The following is an 18,409-nucleotide window of genomic DNA, read 5'->3' on the forward strand; positions in this document are numbered from 1 at the left end:
TGCGTCCGGCGCGAGCCGGATCACGCCGCGCAAAGATGTCGCGACGGCTGAGACGTCGCCGCGCGAAACTGCCCCGATGGATGATCCTTTGCCGCCGCCGACCTCGCCGGAACAGCTCCCGGCGACGCGCCCGTTCAAGGGCCGCGGCGCCGCCTCCAACCCGGAAGGCCGCTTCGAGAGCATCCGCCACCAGGCTGAGGACGACGGCTGGCAGAGCGCGCTGCTGGACGAGGACGCGCCGCGCCCACCGACCTGCGTCACCGAGGAACGCGCAAGTAGCGTGATCAGCCGCAACGACTCGCCGGACATCGCCTTCAGCCAGGCGATCAACCCGTACCGCGGTTGCGAGCACGGCTGCATCTATTGCTTCGCGCGGCCCTCGCACAGCTACCTCAACCTGTCGCCCGGGCTGGACTTCGAGACCAGGCTGCGCGCCAAGGGCAACTTCGCCGAGGTGCTGCGCGCGGAACTGGCGAAACCCGGCTACGCGGTCAGCCCGATCAACATCGGCAGCAACACCGACCCCTACCAGCCGGTCGAGAAGCGCTGGCGGTTGACCCGCGCCGCGCTGGAGCTGCTGGCCGAATGTCGCCACCCGTGCACCATCGTCACCAAGAACGCGCTGGTCGAACGCGACCTCGACATCCTGGTGCCGATGGCACGCGAACGGCTGGTGCAGGTGTTCTTCTCGGTCAACTCGCTGGACAACCACCTTGCCGCCAAACTCGAACCGCGCGCCAGCGCACCGCACCGGCGGATCAAGGCGATCCGCACGCTGGCCGCGGCCGGCGTGCCGGTCGGCGTGCTGGTGGCGCCGGTCATCCCGGCGCTCAATGACAAGGATATGGAAGCGGTGATGGCGCAGGCCGCCGACGCTGGCGCGCGCTGCGCCGGCTACACCACGCTGCGCCTGCCGTACGAGCTGAAAGCGTTGTTCCGCGAATGGCTCGCGCTGCATGCGCCACAACGCGCCGAGCACGTGATGAGCCTGGTCCGGCAGATGAACGGCGGGCGCGACTACGACAGCGACTTCGCCACCCGCATGCGTGGCCAGGGCGTGTTCGCCGACCTGCTGCGCCGCCGCTTCGAAGTCGCCTGCCGCAAGCACGGCTTCGGCCGCGCCCGCGAACTCGTGCTCGACACTTCGCGCTTCGTGCCGCCGCGCAAGGCGTCGCCGCAGGGTGAGTTGTTCTGAGCGTTCAGGCGATCTCGACGCCGCGATAGAAGCGCTTGTGCGCCAGCGCCAGCAACGCCTCGTCCTCGTGGGTGTCGCCGTAGGCGTAGCAGAGCGGGTAGGCGACGAGGTCGAGGTGCGCGCGCACGCGGCGGGCCTTTTCCTCGCCCACGCACTGCGGGCCGTGGTAGCGGCCGGTGAGTCGGCCGCCGCGGATTTCCAGCAGCGAGCAGAGCAGTTCCAGACCGTGCTGCCGGCACCACGGCGCGAGGTAGGCATCGAACCCGCCTGAGACCAGTACCACGCGATCGCCCTGCGACTGGTGCCAGGCGAGGCGTTGCATCGCCTCCGGGCGCAGCACGGTGGGCAGGAAGTCGGCGGCGAAGCGCTCGCCGGCCGCGCGGACGTGCTTCTCGTGCGCGCCGCGGAAACCGAACGCGGCGACCGACTGGCGGATGCGCGTGCCGGACACCAGGCCCAGCTTGTAGCCCGCCAGCATCGGCGCGAACAAGGGCGCGCCCAGCGCGCGACGCCGCGGCGTCACCGCAAAGCGCATGAAGTCGCCGAAGGTCTCGCGAGTGGTGAGGGTGCCGTCGAAGTCGAACAGGGCGAGGTTCACGCGGTGTCGGCGTCCGTGTCGAGGCGCAAGCGCGGTGTGGTGGGTACGACGGAATCTTCGCTGGACTGCAGGAAGTTCCGCCGGGAGGGGATCGCTTTCAGAGCCGCGGCCGGACACGCCCGGACGGGCGCGACCGGCCATGGCGCCATCACTCCGACGCCGGCAGGTATTTCTGGAACCAGGCCAGCGCCCGCTGCAGCACGTCGCGCTGGTGCACCGGGTCGACGAAGTGGTGGCCTTCGTTGGGGTACACCACCAGCGAGGTGGGCACGCCCTGCGCGCGCAGCGCGTGCCACATCTCGAACGACTGCGGCGCGGGGCATTCGGCGTCGCGGTCGCCCACCACGATCAGCATCGGTGTCTTCACCTGCTTGATGAAATTGATCGCCGAGCTCTTCGCGTATACCGCCGGATCGTCGTAGACGGTTGCGCCGAAGAACGGCGGCATCCACTGGTCGATCAGGTTCTGGCCGTAGTAGCTCTGCCAGTTGGCGATGCCGGCGCCGGCCACCACGGCGCGGAAGCGCTGGGTCTGGGTGGGCGCGAACATGCTCATGAAGCCGCCGTAACTCCAGCCGGTGAGGCCGAGCCGCTGGTCGTCCACCGGCAGCTTCTTCTCCACCGCGTCGACGCCGGCGAGGATGTCGCGCAGGTCGCCGTAGCCGAAGTCCTTGCGGTTCGCCTGCACGTACTTCTCGCCCTGGCCGAAGCTGCCGCGCGGGTTCGGCATGAACACGAAATAGCCCAGCGCGGACAGCGGCGCGCCGCCGTAACCGACGCCCGGCCAGCGCGGGATCACCGCGCTCGACGGACCGCCGTGCACCACCACGATCATCGGGTAGCGCTTCCTCGCGTCGTAGTTCGCCGGATACAACAGCCAGCCCTGCACGCGGAAGCCCTCGTTGTTCCATTCCACCGACTCGGCCTTGCCCCAGGCCGGCTTCAGCGCGGCGTTGAACGAGGTCACCGCCGGCGGCGGGGTGCGGTCGAGCGTACCGGCATGCACTTCGGTGGCGGCCGCATACGAGCTTTGCAGGAACGCGATGCGCTTGAGATCGGCCGACAGCGACATCGCCATCGAGGCGCTGCCGTCGCCGATGCTGGCAGGCACGTTGAAGCGCACGCGCTGCTGCTGCGCGCGGTCGGCGGTGACGGTGTAATCCGCCAGCTGGCTCTGGCCGTTGCTGACCTGGCTGACCAGCATCGAATGCGCTCCGCTCCAGCGCAGCCACGCCGGCGTGACGCGGATGCCCGGAGTGAGATTGACCAACGCGCCGCCGTGGGCCGGCACCGCGTAGATGTCGCCGCCGGTGGCGCCCTGGTCGCTCATCAGGCCGCCAATGAAGGCGATCCGCGTGGCGTCCGGCGACCAGCGCGGCAGCGCGATCTGCAGGCCGCGCAGCGAACCGCTGGCGGCGCTGGACGCATCGACGAGCACGCGGGCGGCGGCATCCTGCCGCGCATCCTGCACATAGAGCTTCGCGATCCACCAGTTGTTGTCGCCCGGCGGCGGCGCGGCGGTGTAGGCGATGCGCGTGCCGTCCGGCGACCAGTCGAATTCGTACGCGTACATGCCGGCCGGCGTCAGTACGCGCGGCGCGCCGCCGGCCACGTCCAGGCTGGCCACGCGCTGCACTTCCAGCCCGCTCACGCCGATCTCGCCGGCAGCCGGCTTGGCCGCGGCCACCGCACTGGCGTGGCGGGTGGCGCCGGCCACGTAGAGGAAGCCGAGCGACCTGCCGTCGCCGGTCCACCGCAGTGAACGCACATAGCCTTGCAGTTCGGCCAGCCGGGTTGGCGCGCCGTTGCCTCGCGTGTCGGCGAGATAGATGGCGTTCTGCATCGCCTTTGTGCTGGTCAGGTCGACGCTGCAGTTGGACACGAACGCGAGGTGGCGCGAATCGGGCGCCCAGGCGATGCCGGATTCGGCGCAGGCGCCCAGCCTGGCCGCGGCGCTCACGCGACGCGCATGGCGGCCGTCGGCATCGGCCAGCTCGATCGCCGGCTTGCCGTCGCGCTCGATCACCCACGCCAGCTGTGCGCCGTCCGGCGAGATTGCCACCGCCTGGATCGACTGCGCCTTGCCCAGCTGGGTCAGCACCTGCTCGATACGCGGGTCGACCACGGGGGTGGCGGCGAAGGCATGCGATGCCAGCGCGAAGGCCAACAGCGACAGGGAGGAGATCAGGCGCGAATGTTTCGGCATGAGGGGATTCCGGCGAGTGGAAGCCCCGACGCTACAACCCGGCATCGCGCGCGCCAAGTGCGGGTCGGCACATGGGTCGCGGCAGCAGCGTTCAGTGCGTGGCGGTGGCCGCCTGGCGCGACGCCGCCAGTGCGGCGAGCTTGGCGCGGATCGCGGGGATCGCCGCCAGCGCCGCTTTCTCGCCGGCCAGGATGGCCAGGTTCTTCTGTTCGAAATCGGTGGGGCCGATGCCGCGCAGCTCGGGCCGGATCACCACGTCCGCGCGCGCGCTTTCCTGCGCAGCCAGTTGCCGGCCCATGATGGTGATCGACTGGCCGACGATGCCCACCATGCCTTGCGGATTGTTGCCGTCCGGTGCGGCGGAGATGTCCACCGCGATCACGAAGTCGGCACCGAGCTGGCGCGCCGCATCGATCGGGATCGGGCTGACCACGCCGCCGTCGACGTAGTGCCTGCCGCGGATCTCCACCGGCTCGAACACGCCGGGAACGGCGGACGACGCGCGCACCGCGCGACCGGTGTCGCCGCGCACGAACACCGTGCGCTGGCCGGTCTCCAGCTCGGTGGCGACCGCGGCGAACGGGTGCTTCAGCTGTTCGATCGGCTGCTTGTGCAGCAGCTGGTTGACGTAATCCTGCAGCGCCTGGCCCTGCACCAGTCCGCCGGAAAACAGCCGCACATCGCGGATCTTCGCCTCGTCGAGGCCGAACGCGGTCTGCTGCAGCGCGAACGCATCCATGCCGCTGGCGTACAGCGCGCCGACCACGCTGCCGGCGCTGGTGCCGGCAACCACGTCGGGATGGATGCCGCTGGCCTCCAGCATCTTGATCACGCCGATGTGCGCGAAGCCCTTCGCCGCGCCGCCGCCGAGCGCCAGGCCGATCTTCAGCGGCGGCGGTGGGGGCGCCACGGGGGGCGGCACGGGTTTGACGGCGTGCGTGCAGGCGCCAAGAAGGAGCGTGGCGAGCAGTGGCAGCAGGCGGCGGAGGGGCATGGGTGTCGGTGTCGGGGGGAAGGGTTTCTGGCCAGGCTCCCTCTGCACAAGGCAGCGGGAGAGAGCAGGCAGCGTCAGCGCAGCGCGCCGTCGGCTTCCAGGTGGTAGTGCGTGGCCACTTCCACCTCGGCCTTCGAGCCGAGGAACACCGGCACGCGCTGGTGCAGGCCGGTCGGCTGCAGTTCCATGATGCGCTGGCGACCGGTGGTGGCGGCGCCGCCGGCCTGCTCGACGATGAAGGCCATCGGGTTGGCCTCGTACATCAGGCGCAGCTTGCCGCCCTTGTCGAGGATCTTCGCGTCCAGCGGGTAATAGAACACGCCGCCGCGGGTCACGATGCGGTGCACGTCGGCCACCATCGAGGCGACCCAGCGCATGTTGAAGTCCTTGCCGCGCGGGCCTTCCTTGCCGGCCAGCAGCTCGCCGACGTAGCGCCGCATCGGCGCCTGCCAATGGCGCTGGTTCGACATGTTGATGGCGAACTCGGCGGTCTCGACCGGAATGCGGATGCTGCGCCGGCTGAGGATGAAGCTGCCCACCTCGCGGTCCAGCGTGAACTCGTGGGTGCCATGGCCGAAGGTGAGCACCAGCACGGTGGACGGGCCGTACACCACGTAGCCGGCGGCCAGCTGGGTGGTGCCCGGCTGCAGGAAGTGTTCGGCCTTCGGCTCGGTCACGCCGTCCGGGCAGCGCAGCACCGAGAAGATGGTGCCGACCGAGATGTTGACGTCGATGTTCGAGGAACCGTCCAGCGGGTCGAACAGCAGCAGGTGCTGGCCCTTCGGGTAGCCGTCCGGGATCTGCTGCGGGTCTTCCATCTCCTCCGAGGCGCAGGCGGCGAGGTGGCCACCCCAGGCGTTCGCCTCCAGCAGGATCTCGTTGGAGATCACATCCAGCTTCTTCTGCGCCTCGCCCTGGATGTTCATGCTGATGGAATCGGCGGTGCCGGCCATGCCCAGTACGCCGCCAAGCGCGCCCTTGCCGGTGGCCACGCCGATGCGCTTGCAGGCGCGCGCGACCACTTCGATCAGCAGCGAAAGTTCGGCGTTGATGTGGCCGGCACGGCGTTCCTCGATCAGGAACTGGATCAGCGAGACGGGTTTCATGTCGGGTCCATGGCAAGAGGAAGCGCCATTGTCCGGGCTCCGGCTGAACAGTGCCAGCCTGGTACCCCGCGTGCCCGCATCCGGCCCGGCTGCTGACATCACGTTGGCAGCAAGGGGTGGGCAAGCTGTACCTCCATAGCGGAGGGACACGACATGCGCGACCTGGTTTATTTCCTGGTGTTCGACGGCTTTGCCGACTGGCAGGCCGCACTGGCACTGTGCGAGATCCGCCGCCCCGGCGACTGGCAGGTGCAGGCGGTAGGCTTCTCGATGGCGCCGGTGGTCTCGATGGGCGGCCTCACCGTGCAGCCCGAGCTGTCGCTGGACCAGCTCGATCTCAAGCGTGCGGCCCTGCTGATCGTGCCCGGCGGCCATCTGTGGCAGCGCGGCGAGGGCGCCGAGGCGGTGGCGGCGATCCGCCAGCTGTACACGGCCGGCGCACCGGTGGCCGCGATCGACAGCGGCGTGCTGGCGCTGGCCCGCGGCGGCCTGCTCGATCACTGCCGGCACACCGGCAATTGGGCCGGACACATTGACGGCCACGTGCCGGCCTACGCCGGCGCGGAGCAGTACGACGCCGGCGTGCTGGCGGTCAGCGACGGCGGCGTGATCAGCGCCAGCCACCTCGGCAGCGTGGAGTTCGCCCGCGAGGTGATCCGCACGCTGGACCTGTACAGCCCCAGCGACCGCGAACACTGGTACCGCCTGTTCAAGCACGCGCAGCCGCCGCCGTGGTGCGTCGGCGAAGCCGCGGCGATGGCATGAGGAGCCCGTCATGAAACCGATGCTGAAAACCCTGCTGATGGCCTACCGCCCGCTCTATCTGAACGGCCTGCTGCTGGATGGGCAGTACAGGCTGCCCAAGGCGGCGCCGGCGGGCGCGGCCACCGTTCCGCGTGCGCGCCGGCACACCGTGCTTGCCGCACTGACCGCCATCATCCTCCACCCCCGGAGCAGGCGATGACCAGGACCTGCCACGGCAGCTGCCACTGCCGCGCCGTAAGCTACGAAGCCGATCTCGATCTCGCCGCCGGCACCGGCCGCTGCAACTGCTCGATCTGTACCAAGACGCGCCACTGGGGCGTGGTCATCAAGCCCGACGCGTTCCGCCTGCTGGCCGGCGAGGAGGCACTGTCGGACTACCAGTTCAACACGCGCAGCGCGCACCACCTGTTCTGCCGGCACTGCGGCGTGCGTCCGTTCTGTCGCGGCCACATCGAAGAGATCGGTGGCGACTACGTGTCGATCAACCTGGCCTGCCTCGACGACGTCGAACCGCAAGAGCTGATCGACGCGCCGCTGCGCTTCTCCGACGGCCGCCACGACAACTGGATGTCGCCACCGGCCGAAACGCGGCATCTCTGAAGCCGCCCATCCCGGGAACCGCGTTCGCCATGCAGCTGCGCGGTTGCCACGACCATGACTTGCGTCGCAGGCGCGGCGACGCGCCTGGAGGCATCATGCGCGGATGCGTCGAGCCGATCGCCTGTTCCTCATCATCCACGCCCTGCGCGGCCGGCGTACCGCGTTGCAGGCGCGTTCGCTGGCACAGACGCTGGGCGTGTCGCTGCGCACTGTGTACCGCGACGTCGCCGACCTGCAGTTGTCCGGCGTGCCAATCGAGGGCGAGGCCGGCGTCGGCTATGTCCTGCGCAAGGGCTCGGACATCCCGCCGCTGATGTTCACCGCGAACGAACTCGAGGCGCTGGTGGTCGGCACGCGATTCGTGCAGGCCTTCGCCGGCGACAAGCTGGCCGGCGATGCCCGCGCGGCGCTGCTGAAGATCGAGGCCGTGCTGCCGCCGGAGCTGCGCGAGCGCGCCGCGCGCACGCGCATCTACGCGCCGGTGTGGCGCGACGAATACAAGCTCGCGTTCGCGGCCCGCATCGATCGGCTGCATGCCGCCATCGAGGCGCGCCGGGTACTGAAGCTGACGTACAGCGATGAAGGCGGCAATGTCAGCCGGCGCGAGGTCGAGCCGTTGTGCCTGGCGTTCTGGGGCGGCAAGTGGACGCTCGGCACGTGGTGCCGGCTGCGCGAGAATTTCCGCAACTTCCGCCCCGACCGCATCGATGAACTCGCCGAGACCGGCGAGAGGTTCGACGACCGGGCAGGCCACGATCTGGACGCCTACCTGCAGTCGATGCGCGGCTACTACGCCGGCATGGAATAGCCGTCCGTCCGCGCAGAAACTTGCGCGCCGCAGCCGGCTCTTATCGGCCCGGTCCGGCTCGGGTACGCTCGGCGGCACGGCATCTGCCCGGAGGAGTCATGCCATGTCGTCAGGCTTGCATCACCCGTTGTTGTCGATCGCCCCGGCCAAGCTGCGGCCGACCCAGCTCACCGTGGGCCGGGCCGAGGTCGCGGGCAAGCGCGCGGAATGGGAAAAGCTCGGCCGGAAGAAGCGCAAGGAGCTGATCCAGGCGCACTGGTTTCCCGGTGTGCTGGGGCCGAAACAGCGCGTCTACATCGTCGACCACCATCACCTCGGGCTGGCCTTGCTGGAAGAAGGCGTGAACAGCGTGCCGGTGATGATCCAGCGCGATTTCTCCTGGCTGGAACCGGACGTGTTCTGGCGCACGATGGAATTCAACCGCTGGGCGCATCCGTACGACCAGCACGGCACCCGCACCGACTACACCGCGATCCCGGCCAGCTTGCGCGACATGGCCGACGACCCCTACCGCACCCTCGCCGCGCGGGTGCGCACGGCCGGCGGCTGCGCGAAGGACGCCACGCCGTACGCGGAATTCCTGTGGGCGGATTTCTACCGCCGCCGGCTCAAGCTGCCGGGCGGCAAGGTCGGTGCGAAGGCGCTGCAGCAGGCCCTGCTGCTGGCGCACAGCCATGACACGGCTTACTTGCCGGGCTGGAGCGGGCTGATCGAATGAACGCGGGCCCGGCACCTGCGTCCGCGGCGGGTTCCACCTTCGGCGTCGATGTCCTGGCCGGCGTGTCGATCGCCGGCCTGCTGCTGCCCGAGGCGGTGGCGTACTCGGGCATCGCCGGGTTGCCGCCGCAGGCCGGCGTGATCGGCCTGTTGGCCGGCCTGGCCTGCTACGGCCTGATCGGCCGCAGCCGTTTCGCGGTCGTCTCGGCGACCTCGTCCTCGGCGGCGGTGCTGGCGGCGGCGACGCTGGCGCTGGCCGGCGGCGATGGTGCGCAGCGCCTCGCCACCGCAGCGATGCTGGTGGTGCTGGCGGGCGGCAGCTTCCTGCTTGCCGGGGTGGCCCGGCTGGGCGCGCTGTCGAACCTGATCGCGCGGCCGGTGCTGCGCGGCTACGCGTTCGGCCTCGCCTGGGTGATCGCGGTGAAGCAGTTGCCGCACGTGTTCGGGGTGTCCACCCGGCACGGCGACGTGGCGCGGGTGCTGGTCGAGCTGGTCGAACAGTTTCGGCAGTGGCAACCGGCCGCGATCGCCGCCGGCGCGGCCGCCCTCGGCTTGCTGTTCCTGTGCGGGCGGGTACGGCAGCTGCCGGGCAGTCTGCTGGTGATCGTGCTCGGCATCGCCGCTTCCGGCTGGCTGGCGGGGCAGGGCGTGGCGCTGGTCGGGCCGGTGCATCTGGCCCTGGCATGGACGGCGCCGGCCTGGCCGGAGTCGTCGCAATGGCTGCCGAACATCGAGCTGGCGGCGGCGCTGATGCTGATCCTGTATGCCGAGTCGTACAGCGCCATCCGCAGTTTCGCGTTGAAGCACGGCGATCCGGTGCGGCCGAACCGCGACCTGGTAGCGCTCGGCGTGGCCAATATCGTCTCGGGCCTGTTCCATGGCATGCCGGTCGGCGCGGGCTACTCGGCCACCTCGGCGAACGAGGCGGCCGGCGCGCAGTCGCGGCTGGCCGGGCTGGTGGCGGCGGTCACCGTGCTGCTGCTGGTGCTGCTGTTCCTGCGCTGGATCGAGCGCATCCCCGAGCCGGTGCTGGCGGCGATCGTGATCCACGCGGTGAGCAAGTCGTGGCGGCTGGCGGTGTTCCGGCCCTACCTGCAATGGCGGCGCGACCGGCTGGTGGCGCTGGCCGCGGTGCTGGCGGTGCTCGCCCTGGGCGTGCTGGATGGCCTGCTGTCCGCGATCGCGTTCAGCCTGCTGCTGTTGCTGCGCCAGCTGGCGACCCCGCGGATCAGCGTGCTCGGCCGGCTCGCCGACAGCCACGACTTCATCGACACGAAGCAGCACCGGGCGGCGCGCGAGCAGCCCGGCATGGTGATCCTGCGGCCGGAGGAGCCGCTGTTTTTCGCCAACGCGGAACCAACGCTGGCGCTGGCGCGCGAGCGAATCGGCGAGCGCGACGGCATCCGGGTGGTGGTGCTGAGCCTGGAGGAATCGCCGGATCTGGACGGCACAACCGTGGAGGCGCTGGCGGATTTCGCTGCCTGGCTGCAGACTCGTGGGATTGCGCTGCGCGTGGCACGATTGAAGGATGCCGTGCACGCGCTGTTGCTGCGCGCGGCATTGCCCCAGCTGCCGCCCGCGGCACTGGCCTACTGGAGCGTGGAAGATGCGGCGAAGCCGCCCGCCGCGCCGTCACCGGCAGAAGGAACGGTTTCGTGAGCATGGCAACGAGAGTGGCGTGGCTGGGCCTGGGCGCACTGGTCCTGGCGACGCCGGCATGGGCCCGGCAGGACACAGCGGCACGTTTCAGGCAGGTCTACCAGCAGGAATGGAACTGGCGCAGCGCGCAGTCCGGCGTGCTCTCCTCCGGCGAGGTGCAACCAAACGGTGGCCGGCTGGACAACGTCGACGCGGCCAGCCAGCAGCGCCGGCTGGACTACTGGCGGAAGGTGCTGGACCGGCTCGACGCGATCGATCCGCGGCAGCTGTCCGCCGAAGACCAGGTCAACTACGCCGTGTACCGTGCGCAGATCGGCAACCTGCTCGCCGCGCAGCGGTTCAAGGCGTGGCAGATGCCCTTCAACAGCGACTCGGCGTTCTGGTCGGACATCGGCTACGTGCTGGGTGGCGACCACCTGCGCACGGCTGACGACTATCAGCGCTACCTCGACCGGCTGGAACAGATCCCGGCCTACTTCGACCAGCAGATCGCGAACATGCGCGCCGGTCTCAGGCGCGGCTTCAGCGTGCCGCGGGCGGTGCTGGACGGCCGCGACGCGTCGATCGCCGCGGTGGCCGAGCTGAAGGATCCGACCCAGAGCAGCTTCTATGCGCCGTTCAGGCAATTGCCGGCGTCGATCCCCGCCGACCAGGCGCAGGCATTGCAGGGCCAGGCGCTGCGGCGCATCCGCGACGAGGTGATCCCGGCCTACGCGAAGCTGCTGGCGTTCTTCCGCAACGAATACGTGCCGCGGGCGCGCACCACGCTGGCGGCGGAGGCGCTGCCCGACGGCAAGGCCTACTATCGCCAGCAGATCCGCGAGTACACCACGCTTGAACTCGACCCGGACGAAATCCACCGCATCGGCCTCGACCAGGTGGCGAAGATCCACGCGCAGATGCTGGAGGTGATGCAGGACACCGGCTTCAAGGGCAGCTTTGCCGACTTCCTGAAGTTCCTGCGCACCGACCCGCAGTTCTACGCGAAGACGCCCGAGGAGCTGCTGATGCGCAGCGCCTGGGTGGCCAAGCAGGTGGACGGCCAGATGCCGCGCTACTTCGGCCACCTGCCGCGCGCGCACTTCACCATCCAGCCGGTGCCGGCCGACATCGCGCCGTACTACACCTCCGGCCGCGGCGGCGCGGACACCTACCTGGTCAACACCTACGACCTGAAGTCGCGGCCGCTGTTCAACGTGCCGGCGCTGACCCTGCATGAGAGCTACCCCGGCCATGCGCTGCAGCTGGAACTGGCCGACGAGCAGCACGACCAGCCCGCGTTCCGCCGCAACGGCTACATCTCCGCCTACGGCGAAGGCTGGGGGCTGTACTCGGAATATCTCGGCAACGAGATGGGCATCTACCACACGCCATACGAGCGCTTCGGCTACCTCAGCTACCAGATGTGGCGCGCCTGCCGGCTGGTGGTCGACACCGGCGTGCACCATCTCGGCTGGACGCGCCAGCAGGCGATCGACTACCTCACCGTCAACACCGCGCTGTCCGCGCGCGAGATCGCCAACGAGGTGGACCGCTATATAAGCTGGCCGGGCCAGGCGCTGTCGTACGAGCTGGGCTACCTGAAGCTTCGTGAGCTGCGTGCGAAGGCGGAGCAGGCGCTGGGCGCGAAGTTCGACCTGCGCCACTTCCACGACACCGTGCTCGCGCTCGGTTCGGTGCCGCTGCCGGTACTGGAGCAGCGCATCGACCGCTTCATTGCCGACGGCGGCCCGGAGCCGGATTACGCATGCGACTGCGTGAAGGCAAAGGGCACGGCGGCGCACTGAGCCTCGGAAACGGGCCATTGGCTTTGCTGCATTCGTGGAGTAATATTCCAAATAACTTTACAGGGAGAGTCAAGCATCATGACTGCCCATCCGACCCGCATTGCCGAAGCCGCGCCCCGCTACGCGCCGCCGGACACGCTTGCCGACCCGGCGCTCCGCGCGTTCTTCAAGTTGGCCGAACACTGGAAGCTGCGGATCGCCGACCAGCGCCGGCTGCTCGGCGATCCGCCCGAATCGACCTTCTACAAGTGGAAGCGCCAGCAGGGTGGCGCCTTGGGACGCGACACGCTGGAGCGGATCAGCTACCTGCTCGGCATCTGGAAGTCGCTGCAGATCCTGTTCCCCGACCCGGCCCAGGCCGACGCCTGGCTGCACAAGCCGAGCACCGCGCCGTTGTTCGGCGGCCATTCCGCGCTGCAGCGCATGCTGTCGGGCAACGTGGCCGACCTCTACGTGGTGCGCCAGTACCTGGACGCGCAGCGCGGCTGAGTCCGCGCCGCGGCGTCGTCGCGCCCGGCGAGAGCGCCCGCCGCCATGCTTGTGCCTCCACCTTCGAGCGCGGGGAAGCAAGCGAACCCGTCACCACGATCCGGAACGTCCGATGCCCGCCGACCTGCCGCCCGCCCGCCGCATCCGCTGGAGCCACGCCTTCCGCATCGTGCCCAGCCGCTTCCCCCCGGTCGGCGTATACGACCGCATCGCCGATCCGGCCGACCTCGACGCGTTGTTCGCGATCGAGGCGCTGACCAACCCGCGCCTGCGCGAAGAGGCTGGCGCGCTGAAGCTGGTGTCGAAGGAGCACCGCATCAGCGGGCCGGGCACGACGCCGGTGATGGCCGCGTTCACCCATCTCAACCCGGAAGGCAGCCGCTTCTCCGACGGCAGCTGGGGCGTGTTCTACGCCGCGCACAGCGTGCCCACCGCGGTCGAGGAAACCGTGTACCACCGCGAGCGCTTCCTTGCCGCAACCGCCGAGCCGGCTTGCGACATCCAGATGCGCTGCTACCGCACCAGCGTCGACAGCCGCCTGCACGACATCCGCGGCGGCTGGAAGGCCGAGCAGGATCCGGACGTCTATACGGCCAGCGTGAAACTGGCTCGTGAACTGCGCGGGGCGCACTCCAACGGTATCGTCTACGACAGCGCACGGCACCGCGGCGGCGAGTGCCTGGCCGCGTTCCAGCCCGACGTGGTTGCACCCTGCACGCAGGCGCAGCACCTGGTCTATCGCTGGGACGGCAAGCGCATCGCGCAGGTGCTGGAGGTGTCGGAACGGGTACGGCCGCGCTAATCTGCAGACCGGCACGACCGGGGCGAGGCAGACGATGAAAGGCATGCGCAAGCTGTGGTGGATCCTTCTGCTGTGGCCGCTGCTGGCCACCGCGCGCGACAACCGCGAAAACGACCATACGCAGTGGAACCGGGAGATCGCCGCGTTCCAAGCCGCGGATCGGGCGCAGCCGCCGGCGGCGGGTGCGGTGCTGTTCATCGGCAGCTCGTCGATCCGCATGTGGACCTCGCTGGCGACGGACTTCCCCGAACTGCGCACGATCAACCGCGGCTTCGGCGGCTCGGAGATCGCCGACAGCACCTACTTCGCCGACCGCATCGTGGCGCCGTACCACCCCCGCGCGATCGTGATGTATGCGGGCGACAACGACCTTGAGGCCGGCAACAGCCCGCAGCAAGTGCGCGGCGATTTCGCCGCTTTCGTGCGCACGACGCGTGCGGCCGACCCCGGCGTACCGATCGCCTTCATCGCAATCAAGCCCAGCATGGCGCGCAAGGCCCTGCTGCCGAAGATCCGCGAGGCGAACGCGCTGGTGCGCGACTGGGCGGCCACTCAGCAAGACGTGGCCTACCTCGACATCTTCACCCCGATGCTGGGCAGCGACGGCCAGCCGCAGGCCAAGTGGTTCATCCAGGACGGCCTGCACATGAATCGCAGCGGCTATGAGCTGTGGCTCGGCGTCGTGCGGCCGTGGGTGGATGTGCACGGACGGTGATGGAGGTGGGGGCGGTTATCGGCACTGGCGCGAGTTTCGAGATCAAGTGACTGGCACGTGTCCTGATCGATAAGGTCCGCTTCCGGCCTGACGCGGACATTGACACGACGAAGCACTTCAGGATTTGCGTGAGGTTTTCACAAAGGGGGCGACGTGCACGTTTCAGCTAAGGCAGTGCGTTTGACGGCGATCTTGGGGTTGGCAGTCTTAGCCGCCATCGTGATCGGTGTAGTGGCTATTCGCCTAAAGAGCTCATTTGTCTTGGCGCCGCTAGCATCGTTCAAAGACTGTCCTGGCCGCCTGCCCATTCAGAGTGACGGCTTTCCCGGCGATCATGCGATCGTCGCCGATGGTGGTGAAGTGGTTGCGCTTCAGTGTTCCGATGGGACCGTTCTAACTTGGCAGGAGGGCGGCGTGGCCAGAAAATTCAAGGGCCGCACGCTCTTTAACGTGGCGTCCACTGTTGGCAGTGTGTCCCCGGAGTTGCAATGCTCGTACCACTTGGCCACTGACATGTGCGGCACAAAAGGCGGCGTTGCGATACCTGGTTTCCTTGCGTGCCAATCGCCGGATGTCGAGATACCAGAACCACCTGATTGCGAGGTGATCGATCATCCGAACGGCGGCTCAATATACGTCATGCGCAACCTCGGAGAACCAGGAGGCTTTGTGGCTGCCGCGTCATCGAGCGATATCTTGGTATTGGGTATATCAGAGCGGCCCGGTGTGTTGATGCCTAGAATTGGTAGGGCGAAAGACTTTGTCTACATAAGTAACAGGGCACTTTTGATGTCCCTGTCGTTAGCGACCGGCCGTACCACGGTGCTCGCTGCAGTTCCCGTCGGCTATACGCCTTGGGGGAACAGTGAATCGGAACCCGATCAGGTTGCCTATTCCGATGCCTACGACCTGATGATCGTATCGTTTGGTGGTTCATTCTTGGGGTCCAAGGCGATCGCTTTCGTTCGTGCCTACACGCCCGATGGCCTGGAGAAGTGGGGCATTGGGGGTAACGTGGTGGCTGACAAAAGTGGCTTTTCGGGAGACTTTGCGGAGGTCCATGTGTTTGGAGGTGGAAGGTACGCAACGTTCAATCGTGGGTCCAATCGCCGGTCTTTCGACATCATTGATTTAAAGGATGGCGACGTCCTGGCAACATTCGAGGGATGGCCCATTGCCGTCGCTTCCAAAGCAGATCGAATGCTCGTCAAGAATCCTAATGGGGATTACTCCTACTTTGAGATGATCAATAAGGAGGCCGCGCGTCCGGGTCATCGCGCACCGTGACGCCTAACCTGCAGGTCCCTTACGACGCCTCTTTGAACTGTCAGAAGTGGAACGGAAGATCCTTCCGACCCAAAGCACGCATTATGGATGCCATGAAGCCAAACGCCGGCGTCTGACGCAGTGAGTACGGTATTCTCTTGGACGAGGCGCGGTGTAATCGATGCCCTCACGAGGCGGATGCAGGCACCCGGCCGTCAGTCGATCTTCCGCCACACCGAGATCGGCACATCGCCATTGGGGCGCGCTTTCACGCGGTAGCTGAGTACTCCGTCCTTGAGCTGGTATTGCCGGCGCTGTTCCTGTCCCTCCCAGTTGGGGAAGGAGGCGCCCTCAATGTGGAACACCAGCACGCCGCGATCCGCTTCGATGCGCAGCGTGCCGTAGTGGGTGCTGGAGCCCATCACGGCGGCCTTGTACTCGTCGGGCGTGCCTTTTGCCTTGTCGGCGGCGCGGAAGGCCGGTCGCTCGGCCTTGAAGATCTGCAGCGAGTAGTGGCCCTGGCCGTCGATCAGCAGCAGGCCCTTGGGCTTGGTGCCGTAATCGGGTGCGTGCGAACCATCGGGGTGCTGCACCTCGGCCGCGACCAAGGTCCACGTGCCGGCGAGCGGCGACGCGTCGCGAGCCGCGCCGGCCGAGGCGGCGGACGTCCAGAGCAGACCTGCCGAGAGGAGTGCGGCCAGGGTGTGGCGGTTCACGACGGTATGGATGTTCATGCGAGGAGTCCCGAGTCCGGAATGGCGTGCGCGCATTGCTGCGCCGGTCACCGGATGCTAGGCTCTTGGCATGCTGAAGAAAATCCGATAACTCGGAACCAACCATTCGGGAAAACGAAAGCAATGTCCCTGCCGAACCTGGACATGGATGCGCTGCGGACGCTGGTGGCGATCCTGCAGCTGGGCAGCCTGGGGCGGGCGGCGGAGCGGATCGGCCGCTCGCAATCGGCGGCGAGCCAGCAGATCAGGAAGCTGGAAAGCCAGCTCGGCCAGCCGCTGTTTCGCAAGCAGGGGCGAAACATGGTGCTGACGGAAAGTGGCGAGCTGGTGCACTCCTATGCGCGCCGCATCCTCGAGCTCAACGACGAAGCCGCGCGCAGCGTGGCCGGCCGGTCGGTGGAAGGCGCCGTGCGCTTCGGCCTGCCGGGCGATTTTGCGGAGACCTGGCTGCCCGCGGCGCTGGGCCAGTTCAAGCGGGCGCATCCGGCGGTGCGGGTGGACGTCGAGGTGGAGCGCAACGGGCGCCTGCTGGAACGCCTCGACCGGGGTGAATTCGACCTCGTGCTCGTCATGGGCCATGGCAATCGCCCGGACGCCAGGCGCCTGGCCACACTGCCCATGACGTGGATCGGCCCGGCGGGTACGCAGGTGGTGCTGAAGGCCGGTGCCCCGCTCGACCTGGCGCTCTACCACCCGCCCTGTTTCTTTCGCCGCGCAGGCATCGAGGCGCTCGACCAGGCCGCCGTTCCCTGGCGGCTGGCCTATGCCACGGCAAGCCTGCAAAGCCTGTGGGCCGGGGTGGCAGCCGGCCTCGGCATCACGCTGCGCACGACGGCCGGCATCCCGCCTTCCCTCATGCGGCTCGGTGAAAGGCATGGCTTGCCGCCGCTGCCCGTGGTCGAGCTGTGCCTGCATGCGGCACCAGGCGCATCGAACCCGGCGCTGGGTCAGCTCGAGCGCGTGGTGATCGACAACATCAACGGCAACCTGGGCTGGTAGGAGTCAGGTGTCCGCGTTGGTCGCCCAGCCCACGCGATCGCCGCGGGTGAACACGCGGTCGCCGTCGAGCACGTCGCCGGCAGCGTGCGCGGGCTCCGCCTTGAGCTTCGCATAGATCGGCGTGAAGTCGGGATGCGTCGCTTCGAACAGCTGCTCGAAGCTGTCGATCACGAAGTAGGTCTGCTGGTAGGTGTCGATGCGGTAGCGCGTGCTCATCACGCGCTCCAGGCCGAAGCCGATGCGGTTCGGCGAGGGCGAATCGAGCGAATAGATCGACTCGCCCTTGGAGCTGACGATGCCGGCGCCGTAGATGCGCATGCCTTCGGCGGTGTTGATCAGGCCGAATTCCACCGTGTACCAGTACAGCCGGGTCAGGTTCATCAGTGCGTCGGGGCCGATCGCGAACGCCTTCATGCCGCCGCGGCCGTAGGCCTGCATGTAGTCGGCGAACACCGGGTTGAGCAGCAGCGGCACGTGGCCGAACAGGTCGTGGAACAGGTCCGGCTCGCTGAGGTAATCCAGTTGATCGGGTTTGCGGATCCACCAGCTCACCGGAAAGCGCCGATTCGCCAGATGGTCGAAGAACACTTCGTCCGGCAGCAGGCCTTCCACCGCCACCAGCTCCCAGCCGGTGGCCTTGCCCAGCACCTTGTTGATTTCGGAAAACCGGGGGATGCCGCCGTCGCCCAGGCCGAAGCGTTCGACGCCGGCCATGAATTCCCGACAGGCGCGCGCAGGCAGCAATTCGCGCTGGCGCTTGTACAAGGTGTCCCACACCTCGTGGTCGGTCTTGCTGTAGCTGGCCCACGGCTGCTCGACCACGCCGGTGGCGTACACCGGCACGTAGCCGCGATCGGTCTGCTGGTGTTCGACTTTGCGTGGCGTATCCATGGCGTGCTCCGGTGCGGGCGTGGGCTGATCGCGTCACAAGCTTACGGTGGTTCGACCGCACGAAGATTGCTTTGTTGC

19 protein-coding genes are annotated in these 18,409 nt (G+C 68.1%); 13 read left to right on the forward strand and 6 right to left on the reverse strand.

The window, feature by feature from the left end; all coding sequences use genetic code 11:
* Nucleotides 1-76 precede the first annotated feature (76 nt).
* On the forward strand, nt 77-1,195 hold the full coding sequence (locus DEO45_RS00490; RefSeq protein ID WP_114340365.1) for a PA0069 family radical SAM protein: 1,119 nt from the start codon (nt 77-79) through the stop codon (nt 1,193-1,195).
* Nucleotides 1,196-1,199: 4 nt separating this feature from the next.
* Here DEO45_RS00490 and DEO45_RS00495 read toward each other — a convergent pair whose 3' ends face one another.
* From DEO45_RS00495 to DEO45_RS00510, 4 genes are all read right to left on the reverse strand, one after another.
* The gene (locus DEO45_RS00495; RefSeq protein ID WP_114340366.1) at nt 1,200-1,793 is read right to left on the reverse strand and encodes an HAD family hydrolase; all 594 of its coding nucleotides are present in this window, start codon (nt 1,791-1,793) and stop codon (nt 1,200-1,202) included.
* Between the two features lie 148 nt (nt 1,794-1,941).
* Nucleotides 1,942-3,999 (reverse strand): S9 family peptidase, encoded by a 2,058-nt coding sequence (locus DEO45_RS00500; RefSeq protein ID WP_114340367.1) that lies wholly within the window; start codon nt 3,997-3,999, stop codon nt 1,942-1,944.
* A 91-nt stretch (nt 4,000-4,090) separates the two neighbouring features.
* On the reverse strand, nt 4,091-4,993 hold the full coding sequence (locus DEO45_RS00505; RefSeq protein ID WP_114340368.1) for a patatin-like phospholipase family protein: 903 nt from the start codon (nt 4,991-4,993) through the stop codon (nt 4,091-4,093).
* A gap of 74 nt (nt 4,994-5,067) precedes the next feature.
* On the reverse strand, nt 5,068-6,099 hold the full coding sequence (locus DEO45_RS00510; RefSeq protein WP_114340369.1) for a class 1 fructose-bisphosphatase: 1,032 nt from the start codon (nt 6,097-6,099) through the stop codon (nt 5,068-5,070).
* 153 nt (nt 6,100-6,252) lie between these two features.
* Between DEO45_RS00510 and DEO45_RS00515 the strand changes: the two genes are divergently transcribed.
* From DEO45_RS00515 to DEO45_RS16410, 11 genes are all read left to right on the forward strand, one after another.
* A complete protein-coding gene (locus DEO45_RS00515; protein WP_114340370.1) occupies nt 6,253-6,864 on the forward strand; it encodes a DJ-1/PfpI family protein in 612 nt (203 codons plus the stop codon).
* Nucleotides 6,865-6,874: 10 nt separating this feature from the next.
* Nucleotides 6,875-7,063, forward strand: a complete 189-nt coding sequence (locus DEO45_RS00520; protein ID WP_114340371.1) for a hypothetical protein — start codon at nt 6,875-6,877, stop codon at nt 7,061-7,063.
* Nucleotides 7,060-7,464 (forward strand): GFA family protein, encoded by a 405-nt coding sequence (locus tag DEO45_RS00525; protein ID WP_114340372.1) that lies wholly within the window; start codon nt 7,060-7,062, stop codon nt 7,462-7,464. The genes DEO45_RS00520 and DEO45_RS00525 overlap by 4 nt, the downstream gene beginning before the upstream one ends.
* A gap of 103 nt (nt 7,465-7,567) precedes the next feature.
* Complete coding sequence (locus DEO45_RS00530) at nt 7,568-8,272, forward strand: helix-turn-helix transcriptional regulator (RefSeq protein WP_114340373.1); 705 nt, start codon at nt 7,568-7,570, stop codon at nt 8,270-8,272.
* A 103-nt stretch (nt 8,273-8,375) separates the two neighbouring features.
* Nucleotides 8,376-8,990, forward strand: a complete 615-nt coding sequence (locus DEO45_RS00535; protein ID WP_114340374.1) for a ParB-like protein — start codon at nt 8,376-8,378, stop codon at nt 8,988-8,990.
* On the forward strand, nt 8,987-10,648 hold the full coding sequence (locus DEO45_RS00540; RefSeq protein WP_114340375.1) for a SulP family inorganic anion transporter: 1,662 nt from the start codon (nt 8,987-8,989) through the stop codon (nt 10,646-10,648). Before DEO45_RS00535 ends, DEO45_RS00540 begins: the two co-directional genes overlap by 4 nt.
* A gap of 2 nt (nt 10,649-10,650) precedes the next feature.
* A complete protein-coding gene (locus tag DEO45_RS00545; protein ID WP_223250730.1) occupies nt 10,651-12,435 on the forward strand; it encodes a DUF885 domain-containing protein in 1,785 nt (594 codons plus the stop codon).
* A 78-nt stretch (nt 12,436-12,513) separates the two neighbouring features.
* On the forward strand, nt 12,514-12,924 hold the full coding sequence (locus DEO45_RS00550) for an MbcA/ParS/Xre antitoxin family protein (protein ID WP_114340377.1): 411 nt from the start codon (nt 12,514-12,516) through the stop codon (nt 12,922-12,924).
* Between the two features lie 112 nt (nt 12,925-13,036).
* A complete protein-coding gene (locus DEO45_RS00555) occupies nt 13,037-13,726 on the forward strand; it encodes an RES family NAD+ phosphorylase (protein WP_114340378.1) in 690 nt (229 codons plus the stop codon).
* Between the two features lie 43 nt (nt 13,727-13,769).
* Nucleotides 13,770-14,441, forward strand: coding sequence for an SGNH/GDSL hydrolase family protein (locus DEO45_RS00560; RefSeq protein ID WP_428992411.1), 672 nt, complete (start codon nt 13,770-13,772; stop codon nt 14,439-14,441).
* Nucleotides 14,442-14,594: 153 nt separating this feature from the next.
* Nucleotides 14,595-15,728: a hypothetical protein gene (locus DEO45_RS16410; RefSeq protein ID WP_147269657.1), complete on the forward strand. Its 1,134-nt coding sequence runs from the start codon at nt 14,595-14,597 to the stop codon at nt 15,726-15,728.
* A 194-nt stretch (nt 15,729-15,922) separates the two neighbouring features.
* Here the strand turns inward: DEO45_RS16410 and DEO45_RS00565 are convergent, their stop codons facing one another.
* Nucleotides 15,923-16,441 (reverse strand): lipocalin-like domain-containing protein, encoded by a 519-nt coding sequence (locus tag DEO45_RS00565; RefSeq protein WP_114340380.1) that lies wholly within the window; start codon nt 16,439-16,441, stop codon nt 15,923-15,925.
* 123 nt (nt 16,442-16,564) lie between these two features.
* On the opposite strand from DEO45_RS00565, the gene DEO45_RS00570 reads away from it, so the two are divergent.
* Entirely contained in the window at nt 16,565-17,440 is an 876-nt protein-coding gene (locus tag DEO45_RS00570) for a LysR substrate-binding domain-containing protein (protein ID WP_114340381.1), read from the forward strand.
* 3 nt (nt 17,441-17,443) lie between these two features.
* On the opposite strand, the gene phhA is transcribed toward DEO45_RS00570, so the two are convergent.
* Nucleotides 17,444-18,331 (reverse strand): phenylalanine 4-monooxygenase, encoded by an 888-nt coding sequence (gene phhA / locus DEO45_RS00575; RefSeq protein ID WP_114340382.1) that lies wholly within the window; start codon nt 18,329-18,331, stop codon nt 17,444-17,446.
* Between the last annotated feature and the right edge of the window lie 78 nt (nt 18,332-18,409).

The sequence above is a fragment of the Rhodanobacter denitrificans genome (assembly GCF_003335105.1).
Classification (GTDB): Bacteria; Pseudomonadota; Gammaproteobacteria; order Xanthomonadales; family Rhodanobacteraceae; genus Rhodanobacter; species Rhodanobacter denitrificans_A.

Bases quoted from the DNA above. Each gene is read 5' to 3' on its own strand.
- DEO45_RS00490 (WP_114340365.1), top strand. From the start codon at position 77: ATGGATGATCCTTTGCCGCCGCCGACCTCGCCGGAACAGCTCCCGGCG.
- DEO45_RS00500 (WP_114340367.1), bottom strand. From the start codon at position 3,999: ATGCCGAAACATTCGCGCCTGATCTCCTCCCTGTCGCTGTTGGCCTTC.
- DEO45_RS00505 (WP_114340368.1), bottom strand. From the start codon at position 4,993: ATGCCCCTCCGCCGCCTGCTGCCACTGCTCGCCACGCTCCTTCTTGGC.
- DEO45_RS00510 (WP_114340369.1), bottom strand. From the start codon at position 6,099: ATGAAACCCGTCTCGCTGATCCAGTTCCTGATCGAGGAACGCCGTGCC.
- DEO45_RS00515 (WP_114340370.1), top strand. From the start codon at position 6,253: ATGCGCGACCTGGTTTATTTCCTGGTGTTCGACGGCTTTGCCGACTGG.
- DEO45_RS00520 (WP_114340371.1), top strand. From the start codon at position 6,875: ATGAAACCGATGCTGAAAACCCTGCTGATGGCCTACCGCCCGCTCTAT.
- DEO45_RS00525 (WP_114340372.1), top strand. From the start codon at position 7,060: ATGACCAGGACCTGCCACGGCAGCTGCCACTGCCGCGCCGTAAGCTAC.
- DEO45_RS00530 (WP_114340373.1), top strand. From the start codon at position 7,568: ATGCGTCGAGCCGATCGCCTGTTCCTCATCATCCACGCCCTGCGCGGC.
- DEO45_RS00535 (WP_114340374.1), top strand. From the start codon at position 8,376: ATGTCGTCAGGCTTGCATCACCCGTTGTTGTCGATCGCCCCGGCCAAG.
- DEO45_RS00540 (WP_114340375.1), top strand. From the start codon at position 8,987: ATGAACGCGGGCCCGGCACCTGCGTCCGCGGCGGGTTCCACCTTCGGC.
- DEO45_RS00545 (WP_223250730.1), top strand. From the start codon at position 10,651: ATGGCAACGAGAGTGGCGTGGCTGGGCCTGGGCGCACTGGTCCTGGCG.
- DEO45_RS00550 (WP_114340377.1), top strand. From the start codon at position 12,514: ATGACTGCCCATCCGACCCGCATTGCCGAAGCCGCGCCCCGCTACGCG.
- DEO45_RS00555 (WP_114340378.1), top strand. From the start codon at position 13,037: ATGCCCGCCGACCTGCCGCCCGCCCGCCGCATCCGCTGGAGCCACGCC.
- DEO45_RS00560 (WP_428992411.1), top strand. From the start codon at position 13,770: ATGCGCAAGCTGTGGTGGATCCTTCTGCTGTGGCCGCTGCTGGCCACC.
- DEO45_RS00565 (WP_114340380.1), bottom strand. From the start codon at position 16,441: ATGAACATCCATACCGTCGTGAACCGCCACACCCTGGCCGCACTCCTC.
- DEO45_RS00570 (WP_114340381.1), top strand. From the start codon at position 16,565: ATGTCCCTGCCGAACCTGGACATGGATGCGCTGCGGACGCTGGTGGCG.
- phhA (WP_114340382.1), bottom strand. From the start codon at position 18,331: ATGGATACGCCACGCAAAGTCGAACACCAGCAGACCGATCGCGGCTAC.